This is a genomic window from Bacteroides sp. OF03-11BH, from assembly GCF_003604005.1.
Lineage (GTDB): Bacteria > Bacteroidota > Bacteroidia > Bacteroidales > Bacteroidaceae > Bacteroides > Bacteroides ovatus.
Map to the genome: position 1 here is coordinate 1 of NZ_QTMW01000081.1, position 13,341 is coordinate 13,341.

At 35.9% G+C, this 13,341-nt stretch carries 8 protein-coding genes and 2 pseudogenes; all 10 read left to right on the forward strand.

Features of this window, described 5'->3' with window-relative positions:
- A pseudogene (locus DXA54_RS26960) lies at positions 1-231 on the forward strand (hypothetical protein); the annotation flags it as partial.
- Positions 232-529: 298 nt separating this feature from the next.
- On the forward strand, positions 530-1,471 hold the full coding sequence (locus tag DXA54_RS26965) for a SecDF P1 head subdomain-containing protein (RefSeq protein ID WP_004311519.1): 942 nt from the start codon (positions 530-532) through the stop codon (positions 1,469-1,471).
- Positions 1,472-4,261: 2,790 nt separating this feature from the next.
- Complete coding sequence (locus tag DXA54_RS26975) at positions 4,262-4,846, forward strand: pilus assembly protein N-terminal domain-containing protein (protein ID WP_004318691.1); 585 nt, start codon at positions 4,262-4,264, stop codon at positions 4,844-4,846.
- A 151-nt stretch (positions 4,847-4,997) separates the two neighbouring features.
- Positions 4,998-5,435 carry a copper resistance protein NlpE gene (locus tag DXA54_RS26980; protein WP_004318689.1) on the forward strand — a complete coding sequence of 146 codons (438 nt, stop codon included), beginning with the start codon at positions 4,998-5,000 and terminating at the stop codon, positions 5,433-5,435.
- Between the two features lie 83 nt (positions 5,436-5,518).
- The gene (locus tag DXA54_RS26985; protein WP_243647692.1) at positions 5,519-6,757 is read left to right on the forward strand and encodes a hypothetical protein; all 1,239 of its coding nucleotides are present in this window, start codon (positions 5,519-5,521) and stop codon (positions 6,755-6,757) included.
- Between the two features lie 285 nt (positions 6,758-7,042).
- Positions 7,043-7,342 (forward strand): annotated as a pseudogene (locus tag DXA54_RS28330) (hypothetical protein); the annotation flags it as partial.
- Between the two features lie 286 nt (positions 7,343-7,628).
- The gene (locus tag DXA54_RS28660; RefSeq protein WP_008017067.1) at positions 7,629-7,994 is read left to right on the forward strand and encodes a hypothetical protein; all 366 of its coding nucleotides are present in this window, start codon (positions 7,629-7,631) and stop codon (positions 7,992-7,994) included.
- 73 nt (positions 7,995-8,067) lie between these two features.
- Entirely contained in the window at positions 8,068-10,407 is a 2,340-nt protein-coding gene (locus tag DXA54_RS27000; protein WP_120081131.1) for a TonB-dependent receptor, read from the forward strand.
- 35 nt (positions 10,408-10,442) lie between these two features.
- Positions 10,443-11,459, forward strand: a complete 1,017-nt coding sequence (locus tag DXA54_RS27005) for a hypothetical protein (protein ID WP_004313753.1) — start codon at positions 10,443-10,445, stop codon at positions 11,457-11,459.
- A 399-nt stretch (positions 11,460-11,858) separates the two neighbouring features.
- Positions 11,859-13,046 carry a clostripain-related cysteine peptidase gene (locus tag DXA54_RS27010; RefSeq protein ID WP_243647693.1) on the forward strand — a complete coding sequence of 396 codons (1,188 nt, stop codon included), beginning with the start codon at positions 11,859-11,861 and terminating at the stop codon, positions 13,044-13,046.
- The last annotated feature ends 295 nt before the right edge of the window (positions 13,047-13,341 follow it).

Below are 13,341 nucleotides of genomic sequence, written 5' to 3' on the forward strand. Positions count from 1 at the left end.
AACACTTGTCATGACAATGCCATGTACAAGCTCAAGGAAGATTTTCCGACCATGAAAACTTCTGACACCAGGCTGTTATGCTATATTTTTGTAGGATTCTCACCACAAGTAATTAGCTTATTCATGAAGGATACGGTGGCTAACGTATATGCTCGAAAATCACGGCTCAAATCACGTATCAAATCTGCAAAAATAGTAAATAAAGAACTGTTTTTAAATCTTTTGGGATAAAACGGTACATTATTTACGGTAATATATTTTTGACAGGTAAAGGCGCATTTCAGTAATTATATGGATAAAACAAGGAATATGCTTGGCGAGATGAAATAACTATACACAATCCATCTTATAAGTTGTGATCAAGAAAAACAATATCAAAACAGATTTGAACAGTCTTCTTAAAAAGGCAAACAATCTACTTTTGCTTATATATTTGGAGAAGTAGCTAATTGAAACATAATGCTTTAAATATATCTGACGGATACAATTCAGGAACAGATAACAGTTTATTTTTTTATTATATAAGAACATGCAAAAAAAGAATTTATTCGGAATACTTATTTTAATTGCTTATTTCGCTTCCTGTAATCAAATACATAAAACCCACTATGAGAATGGATGGTATCACATCCTATCACAGCAAAAAGACAGTATTGCTAAAGAGTCTATTGTAACAGTAAAAGATTTTGTTTCGTTACGAATGGATTCTGATGAAAATGGGACATGCGTAATTGTGGGGCAAATAAGCAAGCATAAACTAAAAAAATGGGCAAAAGAAACAGAAAAGGCAATTGGCAAACATATAGCTTTTGTACTTGACGATACGGTAATCACAAATCCAAAGGTGAATGCAAGAATTGAAAACGGTGTTTTTCAAATATCGTTACCTCATGGCTACGATTTAAAAAACATATATAATAAAATTAGGAAAGAGAAAATAGATTCTATTGAAAGTATATTCAAAGGTTGGGAGAAAGATTCCATCTATTACTCATCCAAAGAGAAAGCCGATTCAATTGTGTTTGCGATAGACTACTGGGAGGCTTCTGAATGGGTGGATATGTCGGTCAATCCCGAAGATCATTATTGGTGGGGAGATTTAGATACTGCCACCTACAGCAAATTAGAATCTGCCTTATGCGAAGAAATTGCCAAGCCAAATTTCAGCAGCCGTGCAGAAGATTATATGAAGTTGGATACATATAAGAGGTACAAGGCGTATCTTTGCGAAAATGCAGACTATATTAATCTCATGTTTCAAGGTTTCTTGTTTACAGAACCGGCTACCGGACTATGCGGGTTTCTAGTGGATGATATAGTGAGAAGCCGATATCCCACTGCCCCAAGTATTCGGGTAATGACCTTAAAGATAGATAACCAAGATGACGAGATGTTCGCCAAGTTGAAATATCAGAAAGCTATTTGGCGGTTGATGAATAAAGAAAGAGATGCGAAGAGTAACAAGCAATGAGAATGGTAGCTATGAGTAATTTGAAAAACAAAGTATTAACAGCAATGGGTATCATAAAATACTCATTTGGTTTCTGACGATTATTCCTGTCGGTATTCCTTTATGTGCTATTATTGGGCTTATGTATGGTATTAAAAATAAAGATACAATATTTACCAAATGCTCTGCCGTAGCTTTATTTGTTGGAATAGCTTGTATTGTTTATACTCTATTAGTTATAAAATCTACGTAGATTGAAATATTTACCAAATATGTGAATAAAAGATTATCAATAAATATAGGGAAACAAACCAAAGGTGTATGGATATAAATAAGGTTATTAATGATGTCTTCAAAATTGTACTAAATATTTTATTTGTATTTACAAAGAGTTATTTGACAACATAGCACCGCAAATCGCTGAAATTTGCACGGTTGCTAATTCGTTACCTCTATTTCTCAAATACTCTGCTAAAAGTTTATTCTTCAATCGGTTAAATCCAACCGATGAAAATCTAAAATAAAAATACACGATAAAGATATAAAAGAAATCGTGTTTTGTTTAGGTAGATTTTACACCGCTCGATATGCTTAAAAATTATCGTCAAAGTTGTAACGAATAAATCAGCAGCTTCCATACTCTGTTCACTTTCTTGGGAATAACCCAACAGATGCTTGACATCCTCTCCTTTTTTTTGGGGGGGGGTAAAAGTTATTTTTTTCTCCTGAAAATAAAATGGCCTTGGTAGTCTTGAAGTCCTATATCAACTTTTCATATTCATAACTGATTAAATATTTAACTAGTAATATTCGTTACCAGTTATTTAGTGGTGTTCAGATTGCCCCTCTTCATTCACTAACCAATCCTAAATCGTTAATGTGATTCGTCAGTAATTAGCAAATTTCCTTAATATTTAGTCCCTCCAGACTATTATTAAGGCAAGAAAAAACAAATCCGTTTAATTCGGAGGCAAAGTCAACAGTATACAGATAGATGAAATCTCCTTTATAGAACATATCTCCTTTACGGCTTTTAACGAAGTAATACATTTGAAAGACTGTATTCATTTACAACAACTGATCAAAGTTAGGATTAAGGTACTTGCTGCGGATTCAAGCTACACTAATAATATCAATTTAAAAAGTTTTACAAAACACTTCTTTAAGTACAAGGTCTGAGCTATCTAAATTGCTCCATTTCGTAAGATTTGATGGTCAGAACTCAGCCATGAAAGTGCTACCAGATTGAAAGGAAGTTTTAAAATGTAGAAATAATATTATTTACAGACCAGAATAAAAAGCCAGAAACAGGGAAGTGGAAATATTTTGGATTTTCTTTGGAGTACATACGTTCAATGCGGTATGTATGATTGAAAAGGTCACGAAGAAAAAAAAAGAACGGCAGCATAATCTGACTAAAATAAGAGGAGAGAGTGGGTGAACTTCACCTAAAAATGAGGTATATAATGCATGGATGGAAAAAATAGGAATATGTAAATGATATTCTATAAAAAATGGAAGACTGGGGCTTTTCGAAAAAATGAAGAGAAAAAAAATTATATAAAGTGTTTTTTTTATTAACTTATAGGAAAGAACATCTTATGAAAGAGAATCAATTTATTTTTCAAATCATTCGTATTTGTTTGTGTCATAAAAAGTCTTAAAACAAAGTTTATTTGAATATTAGATACTCATTATATCTTTGTGCCTTCAAACAAAGAGTACATTAAATCAGAACAAACAGCCGTTTGCACGAGCATTGAATTTAACTTTATAATAAATCTAGCTGTGTGGTGAGAGATGAGACTGCTAGCGAGATAATCTATTTATTAGAACTTAAGTGCCCCTATTGCATGAGTGAATGTTCAAGAGTATGGCCTGAATGATATCAAATGAGTACAGAAAGCGACTCGAAACGATATGGAAGATAGCTATATGATACCCTCTAAAAGTAAATCTATCAAGAGACGTCAGACGTTTATGACAATGTTTTTTTAACAATACGATGTCACAACACATAGCTTTTGTAGATGAGTTATTTTAAGATAATATTGGTGACAACAACCGACTTTTGTATGGTACCTCATTTCAATATCCTTAAGTTCGTCAGTATCCCCTCGGAAAACGTTTTGTCGTGGACTTGCGAGTACCTATCTCTTGCTGTTCAAGAAATCTTGTGCTATAGAAGATTTATTGTGTATGGTTTGAACACACGTTTTTGATCATCCACAATTATAGTTGAGTGATACCACCTTCAACTTGTAAAAAGAATGTTCCGTTTGTTGGATAAAATACTTTTTGAATTGGCCATCCTTTCTTGATTTTTATAGAATATGCTAAAAATACATTCAATTTTTACTTTGAATGGCTCATTCACTAATTAAGAATAATATTATAGGGAATATATGGTATTTGTGAAATATCATAAAAAGGGTCTTTTTCAAACACTGTTAGGGATACTGTAACAGTCGGTGTTATAATAGTGTATCACTCTATTATGAAGATTGACCATATAATCAGAATTAGCAATGTGAAACATATTTTTTTAAGTTTGATATTGGAATAATATTGTTTTTTTATGCTTTTCGAACAGATGTTAGTTCAATGTGAGATAAAATAATGTTTCATAACAATAAGGTGTTGATTGTTAGATGTATATGAATTGAGGTGTTAGATTTTTAAAATCATTTTATAATTCAAATACAATTTCGCTTTATTATTTTTGCTGGCAAAGAAAAAGTAAGAAAAATCTGACTTTTTTATTTATGAGTACTCATTAGCATTTTATCTATTAATTTAAATTTATCAAAAATGAAAACTAAACCTTTTTTAAAATCGATGGCATTAGTGATTTGTTGCTTAACTTCTTTTGTATTGGTATCATGTGATAAGGATGATGATAAGCCCAATTTAAAAATCAGTCCTAATAAAGTAGAAGTTGCAGTTGGTAAAACGGTTACTGTGTCTGTTAGTAATGGTACTGCACCATATACGACGAAATCAAGTGATGCAAAAATCGCAGTTGCGAAATCAGATAAAAATGCGATTGTAATTACCGGTGTAAAAGATGGTTCAGCAATGATAACTATTACGGACCGGAAGGGAGTTACAGGAAAAGTTGCTGTAACTGTAAGAACTGTAAAAGAGACCCCAAAAACTCCAAAAGGACTGGATTTTGATAAACAATCTATTACTGTGAGTGTTGGAAAAGATGGTATAGTAACAGTAAAAGGTGGTGCACAGCCATATTCTGCCGTTGCGAAAGATGTCAATATTGCTACGGTATCAGTCAAGGAAAATAAAGTCAACATAAGAGGAGTTAAGGCAGGAAAAACTACTATTACAGTTACAGATAAGGATAAGAAAACGGGAACTATCAATGTGACGGTTAAATAGTTTTCTTTTTTTTCTAATTTTATTGTAATGCATAGCGAGTGAGACGAAGATAATTTCGTTATATACTGCTATGCATTTACAATAAGTCTTTGTATATAATGATCTTGCGAGTTATAATTAACCTCAAATTATATGTTAAATATTTTAAATTATGAAATTGATTAAATTGCATTTATTGGTAGCAGCCATGATAATAGTAACATCAGGCTGTGTTGGATCTGGGAAGAAATATAAACAACAAGAAAATAGTGCTGCCGGAGTAGTGGATAGCAAAAACAAAGATTGTTATGGCACCTATGAAGGCATATTACCTTGTGCCGACTGTGGTGGCATCAAAACGACATTGAAAATTAATAGTGATGCAACTTATGATTTGCGGAGTGAGTATCTGGGTGAGGAGAATGGTATTTTTGAAGAGAGCGGTGTATATAATATGATAGGCGAAAACATCATTGAACTGGTTACTCCTTCATCGGGTGCCAAAACATATTATAAAGTTCTCGACGACGCAGTGGTCTTGTCTGACAGTACGGAAATCTTCAACAATAGCGGGCGGCTCGCAGCACAATATATATTGAAAAGACAGTAATGTTTATGTGTGATAGGACATGTGATTTGTTTAAGGTAGGAAATTTTAACATAAAAAGGTGCCTATTATTTCTTGTCTGTATAATGTTATTAGTTGCTTGTGGTGAGAATGATCCGATTGAATCCCGGAATCGACATCCCAGGCAACAGGAAGAATCTCATAGTGAACAATCCGGATCAGTTCCCGCTGTGGCTAAAGAGGATGTTGCAGCTTATTTTAGATTTGATATGTCTAGAGATATAAATGTTGCGTTAGGACTTGTTGAAGCACAGAAAGAGACGCTGCAGATAAACGGGAAAATGATAAAAATAACTGAGGCTGTAGTGAAAAGGAAAGATTATCAAAAAGGCTCATTTGTGCTATATGTTACAGGCACGGTAAATGGTTCACCTTTTAAGAATGAATTCACTTTTACCGGCTTTGTGAGCAAACCTGACGATTATCAAATGGTTAATGGTGCACAAGCTGAGTGGAAAGCAAATGCTGATTATTATGCAAAGCTTGATTTTGATAGCTTTTACAGATTACATAAAGTGAACATGTTTACAATTGAGAATTTAGGCCGGTTAGTGGACTTTTATTCTATAAATGTAGGGGGAGAAAAATATCTTTTTACTCTGGAAGATCTTGAGAAGACGGTTCTTGAAGATATAAAATATGAGCAAAATCAGCTTTCTTTCTATCTTAGGTACAATAATAGTAGGTCTAAAAAAAGAATATCACTTCTGTTTGACAAGAATAAATATTATGAAGGAAAGGTTACTGTAAATACAGATTTTATAAAACAGAAGTATATGAGAGGGATATATGAAAATCCATCTCTATTTAATGGTCACATTTTTTCATATGATGAAAGTGCGTATGCTGTGGAAATCAGTACAACTCTGAAAGAAAAAAGCGACACAGGCAACATGCTTACACTACATTTAAGCATGTATGCAAAGGGTAATGGTGGCTTGTTGCTTGCAGAATTTGATAAAATATTCACCGGTTTTAAACCCTTAAGTGAATTGAAGAATGAGTTGATAGCCTACTCAACACCGGATTTGCATGAGTTTGTGAAAAATAAACTTAAGAATAGTAATTATGGTGATGTGAAAAATAAGTTTTCCAATTCTATAGATAGATGGATACAGTATGTGGAATTTGTAATTAAGGATCATGATTCATTGCAATGGGAAAAGAATAAATGGAGCAAGAACGTCTTGAATGGTCTCTTTTCTTCTGTAAAGGATATATATTTGGATAATGTAAGATTTGAACTTAACTCCGCCCAATTAAAGGAGATTGGCGGAAAGCGTTTTTTGTATATTGTTTTTTAAATGATTGGTGCTAATGATTTGGTATTGACGAGTGACGCTATTCTTTTTAATATGTCCATACACATACCTTCTTCGTTATAAAATGATTTGTGACAAATTGATCCGGTCCAATATTGTGTTTATATTTAAATTGAAATTCACAATGATATCTAAGACAAAAATATTCCTTTTTTTTCTTGCAAGAGCTTTATTTATTAATGCACAACAATAAGAAAAAAAGAGGAAGTAAAAAATGATTCCGTTTACTAACTTCAGGAGGGTAGTAGTAGCCTCTCTCGACCAATAAATATAAAAAAATCTTTCTATTGGAATGAAGACAAGATAAAAGCTGGCATATCTGTACAAGGAAATTGGCGTAACCAAAACTTTCCAGGTACACTTCCGCAAAGAAAGAATATGGTAACCGGAACATTTGAACGCGATTTCGACATCAATCCTTTCTCTTATGCTTTGGGAATGAGCCGTACTTTGCGTCCTCGAAATATCAACGTGAACTGAAGTATTATCGTAACAATTGGACACCGTTCAATTTTAAACGAATTTAAAAACAATTATATGAGAATCGAAGTACTTGATTTTAAAATAATAATGCTCATCGGTCAAAACTTATCAAGAGATCATTACTGAATATTTTCTGGGAGAAGAATCATTTTGGTTTTAGGGGGCATCTTACACAGGCCCTCCAATATGAACAGGAATAAAAATAGGAAGATTTATTATAGCCTGTTATCATACAGCCGGTAACGATGTGTCGATTTATTTGATTCCCATATCAAAATAATCGGGACAATATATTTAATCGTACTTGATCGTAAAATCATCATTTATAGGTATTGCGTACAATTATGCAATCTGCTATCTTTACAACCTAATGGATAATGCAAGAAAAAAGCGGAAATACAGAGCCATAGTGGCATGCTTATTGTTGCTGACTATGATGCCTTTCTTCTTTGTGAAAGCCTTTCATGTTCACAAAGAAGATTTATGTATATCTCATGATGAGCAACAATCTTCCCATCATGATTCTGCCGATAAATGTGCTATCTGCCTGTTCACTTTATCTTCATTTACCGAAGCCGAGAGCTTTGAGTACAATTGCGTTCAGACAGAGAACCCCGTTGAATATCTTATCCAAAAGGAGAAGGACATTACTGTTACTTTTCCCCTATTGTCTCTCCGCGCTCCTCCTGTCCAACTATTACAATCCCTCTCATGGGTTGCATGCATTATAAGATGACATGTGAAAGAGGGATGCTGTGCCCTTTGGTTATCTTAAACAATTTATAACTTCATTACAATTTTCGTAAAGTATGACATTTCATGCATATTTCCAATATGTGTGTCTATTCATTGTCTGGCTGTGTGCAATATCTCCTACAAGGATGTATGCACAGAAATACCGACAGCAATCAGATACACATAGGACACTGTTGGTTGTAGATAAGGAAACCGGACGTCCGATTGAAGGAGCTTACATCTTATTGGAGAATCAACCCCTTGCCAGTTCAACCGGAGGAAGAATCATTATCCCTTGGAAGACAAATTCCAAGGATACAGTTCTTGTACAGAGTTTGGGCTACAAATCTCAATATATATATTTGAGTGAGGCATTCAAAAAGGTGAATATTCAAACAGTATATCTTTATCCGGAGATAAAAATTCTGGAAGAAGTCATTATTACCGGTGAGTGCTCCGGAGTGACTCGGAATACGGTAAGCAACAACCTTACTTCCTTCGCAATCAATCGCGCATTGGGAACTTCTCTCACCTCTCTGCTTGAACAGGTCAGTGGCGTAAGTTCCATCAGTACGGGGACGACAGTTGCCAAACCTGTCATCCAAGGAATGTATGGCAACCGGATATTAATCATAAACAATGGTTCCCGCCAGACAGGCCAACAATGGGGAGTTGATCATGCTCCTGAAGTGGATATGAACGGAAACGCTTCCATTCGGGTGATAAAAGGTTCTGACGCGGTACGATATGGTTCAGAAGCTTTGGGAGGAATTATTGTCATGGAACAGGCTCCCTTACCCTTCCGGGAGAAGGCCTTGAAAGGAAAGACTTCCATACTTTATGGAAGTAATGGTCACCGTTATGTGCTGACCGGACAGTTGGAAGGCACTTTCCCTTTTCTCCGTGACCTTGCCTGGCGAGTACAGGGGACATATTCAAATTCCGGAGACCGTTCCACCGCAAACTATCTTCTAAATAACACTGGAGCCAGAGAACATCATACCTCCGCTTTACTCGGCTATGACCGTGGACGTTTAAGAATAGAAGGATTCTACAGTCACTTTTACAACCGGACGGGAGTAATGTTCAGTGCCCAGATGGGAAGTGAAGATCTGCTGGCAGAACGTATCCGATTGGGACGTCCCCTGTACACAGATCCTTTCACGCGAAGTATCGCATACCCATATCAAAAAGTTACCCATCAGACAGCCATTGGTAAAATGAAGTTCAGTATGCGGAACGCAGGAAATCTTTACTGGCAAAGTTCCTGGCAGAAGGACGACCGACAGGAAAACCGCATCCGGCGTCTGGGTTCCGACATTCCAGCTGTTTCCCTGCACTTAAACTCATTACAAAACTCTCTCTGCTGGAAATTGAATTATAATTCATGGCAAACAGAGGTTGGGGGACAAATTATGTTCATTGATAATCACAGTCAGGCAGGAACAGGTATTGTTCCCGTTATTCCCAACTATACGGAGACACAGATGGGAATATATGGTATCGGGAAGTATAATTACAGTAAAGGAGGAATTGAAGCAGGTATTCGTTTTGACGGACAGGAAACCCGTGCCAGTGGTTATGACTGGACAGGAAGTCTCTATGGAGGAACAAGAAAGTTCAATAACGTATCATACAGTCTGGGAGGTCATCATCATTTCTCTGACCAATGGAAGCTCACCACTAATTTCGGGCTGGCCTGGAGAGCTCCTCACGTGTATGAATTATATAGCAACGGAAATGAACTCGGATCCGGAATGTTTGTCAAAGGAGATTCTACCATGCACTCCGAAAGGAGCTATAAATGGATATCTTCCATCAGTTACAGCAATAAGGTATTCAGTGCCCGAATGGACGGTTACCTGCAATGGATAAGCGGCTATATCTATGATGAACCGAAGAAAGAAACCATCACTGTTATTTCGGGGGTATACCCTGTATTCCAATACAAACAGACCCCGGCTTTCTTTCGCGGAATGGATTTTGACTTTCACTTCATGCCCATAAATTCATGGGATTATCACCTGATTGCTTCTTTTATACGGGCAAATGAACAGACGACAGGAAATTACCTTCCTTATATCCCCTCTTCCCGTTTCAGCCATGACCTCTCATGGCTTCACGAAACCAAATCGCATTCCAAATTACGTTTGAGTATCAGACATCGATTCGTGGCAAAACAGACCCGGTTTGACTCGAATACGGATCTTATTCCCTATACCCCTCCGGCATACCACCTCTTGGGGTTCGCTGCTAGCTTTGAGTGTCCTGTAAAATACGGATACAAACTACAATTCATGATAGCGGCAGACAATATCTTGAACAAAGAATATAAAGAATACACTAACCGTTCACGCTACTATGCACATGACATGGGATCTGATGTACGTTGTGTAGTGAACTGGAGTTTTTGATTTATAACAATTATTATTAACCAAATAAATAAAAAATGAAAACAAATGTATGTAAAATCGCATTGATGTTCCTGATAGGAACAGCTCTTTCGTTGTTGTTCAATTCATGCAGTAAAGATCCTGTAATTCCTGAAAATGAGACAGATAATAAATTGCATGAAGATCCTTCCAAAATGACTATCCGTCTTGTGGAATGTCACCTGCATGCAGACTGGAATGAAATACAGAAAGTCGGTGGACCTCACCAGAATCCGGAATCTCCGGCCAAGCACATGAAACGTATTCAGGAAATAACTTATGAGCTGAAAGCCGGCAAGGGTTGGAGGCTTGCCGAAGGCAGTCAAAGCAAGTTCTACGTGCAGAAAAATGGAGACTACTATACTTATGGGAAATACACCCCGGCTCCCGTTTATTTGATGTTCATCTATTACTATAACGCCAAAGGAGATTTGATGAACAGCCAGTTTATAGAAAACGGGCAGGATAATATTCATCAACATTTCTTCACGCCTGAAAATGTAAAACCCACATTTGACGGTCAGCCGGAAGCCGATGACAATGAACCGCAGAAATTGGTGGATTATCTTTATGTGGACACTACCCCCTGGGACAAGACCAAACATAGCAAGGAAGCTGAAATAACAGGAGACAGTAACCCGATAGGTTTGAAAGGAGTTATCCGTTTTTTGAAAGACCGTAAGGAATTCGACCTGAAAATTCGTCTTTATCACGGCTACAAATCCAAGGGCAATCCGGAAACAGGTACTTTTGATCCGTTCTATAAACCTTCCGGAATATTGATCCAGCGTGGTACATGGGATATCAACCTAAACATTCCGGTAGTGGTGTTCTGGAGCCGTGAAGAGACTGTGGGGGTAGACGAAGACACGAACCCCGAAGGGGTGGAAGAAGACGGGCTTGATGAAAAAAGTAATCGTGCCATACATTCAATTATGGGAACCTTCAATCTTACATGGAAAGAAGCGCTTGAAGAGTTTATAATTTACACTTATAAGTCAGGGGATGTGGAAGCCGGAGCGATTTGGCTTTGAAAATCGGTTTGGACTGCCATAAGTAACCATAAAACTGCCTGTTGTGACATTGGTGCCGGTATTGTTTCAACAGGCAGTTGTTCCTGTTAAACCGTTTCATCTTTTTTTGCAAGAATGAAACGGAAACAAGTGCCATTCGGCAGTGTCTCCAATGAGAACTGCCATAGGGCATTGAAAAGAAAATCATCTCGTGTTATAAACGATTAAATTCATGCTGTTTATTAGAATATTCAATATATTGTGAGATAATGAGTCATAATATTGTAAGATTATAAGAGGATTTGATTCTATGAATATCAGGAAATGGTTATTTACAATTCACATTTAAGATAAAATAGAGATTTTACAATGGAAGGCTATAATAAAAAAGTAATAATGAGTTATTGGACAATTTGCAGGATGAAAACAACGAAAAAAATCTACGTAAAGGTTAGCATTATCTTTTTATTGGGAGGAATTTTACTTTTTTCTTCATGCGAGAAGGAGGAAAATCAAAAGATAGAAGCCAACCGGAAAACATTATTCATGTATTTGCCATGGTCCTCAAATTTGACGAACTATTTTTATAATAACATATCTGACCTGGAAAAATGTATAACGAAAATAGGGCTGAACAATGAGAAAGTAATTGTTTTTATTTCTACCGGTAGTACGGAGGCCATGATGTTTGAAATTGTGTCTTCTCACGGGAGATGTAAACGTGAAATACTTAAAAAATATAAGTCTCCGCCTTTTACGACAATCGATGGGATAACAGCAATTTTAAATGATGTAAAGGCATTTGCTCCGGCTTCTGTTTATACCATGATTATAGGATGTCACGGTATGGGATGGCTTCCTGTTTATGAGATGAAAGTGCGTTCCGCACCTCACATGAAAATGCATTGGGAATATCAGGGTGTTCCATTGACACGTTATTTTGGAGGACTGACCGCCGAATACCAAACAGATATAAAATCTCTAGCCTCCGGTATTGCTAATGCAGGCATGAAAATGGAATATATTCTATTTGATGACTGTTATATGTCATCTATAGAGGTTGCCTATGAATTAAAGGATGTTACAAAATATTTGATTGGTTCTACCAGTGAGATGATGGCATACGGAATGCCTTATGCCGCTATTGGGGAATATTTACTGGGGAATCCCGATTATCAATCGGGATGTGAAGAATTTTACAATTTTTATTCAACCTATGAAATAATGCCTTGTGGGACATTAGCAGTAACGGACTGTTCAGAACTGGAGAATATGGCAGCCATCATAAAAAGTATCAATAGTAAATATTCTTTTGACAAATCCCTGAGGGGAACAATCCAACGTTTAGATGGTTATACTCCTGTAATATTTTATGATTTTGCAGATTATATAACCTCACTCTGTAACGATCCTATATTATTAAACCAATTTAGAGAGCAGCTAAATCATCTTGTTCCATATAAAACCCATACAAAAAATTTCTACACTATGGCCAAAGGTATTATTCCTATCAATACATTTTCCGGTATAACAACATCCGATCCGAGTGACAATCCTATGATTGTGCTGAAAGAAAATACATTATGGTATAAAGCAGCGCATAATTAAAGTTGATAATAAGATGAAGAATACTAAACTCCCAAGCCTGCATATTTTATAACTTTTTGGTTATTGTCTGTTTTTGGAAATGGTATATATAGGAATTGAGAACTATCATGCAGGGAATCATGCAAAAAAAGTATTTATGGTTTCTGTTGAGATACAAAGAATGTAATAATAATTATATTTCTTCTAATAAAAGCTTTCCGCATCGAAATGTGTTTGTTACTCCTAATATTCGCAATATGAAATATAAAATTATAATTGGACTATCAGCTATTCTCTATTTTACAGGTTGTTATAA

Bases quoted from the DNA above. Each gene is read 5' to 3' on its own strand.
- DXA54_RS26965 (WP_004311519.1), top strand. From the start codon at position 530: ATGCAAAAAAAGAATTTATTCGGAATACTTATTTTAATTGCTTATTTC.
- DXA54_RS26975 (WP_004318691.1), top strand. From the start codon at position 4,262: ATGAAAACTAAACCTTTTTTAAAATCGATGGCATTAGTGATTTGTTGC.
- DXA54_RS26980 (WP_004318689.1), top strand. From the start codon at position 4,998: ATGAAATTGATTAAATTGCATTTATTGGTAGCAGCCATGATAATAGTA.
- DXA54_RS26985 (WP_243647692.1), top strand. From the start codon at position 5,519: ATGTTATTAGTTGCTTGTGGTGAGAATGATCCGATTGAATCCCGGAAT.
- DXA54_RS28660 (WP_008017067.1), top strand. From the start codon at position 7,629: ATGGATAATGCAAGAAAAAAGCGGAAATACAGAGCCATAGTGGCATGC.
- DXA54_RS27000 (WP_120081131.1), top strand. From the start codon at position 8,068: ATGACATTTCATGCATATTTCCAATATGTGTGTCTATTCATTGTCTGG.
- DXA54_RS27005 (WP_004313753.1), top strand. From the start codon at position 10,443: ATGAAAACAAATGTATGTAAAATCGCATTGATGTTCCTGATAGGAACA.
- DXA54_RS27010 (WP_243647693.1), top strand. From the start codon at position 11,859: ATGAAAACAACGAAAAAAATCTACGTAAAGGTTAGCATTATCTTTTTA.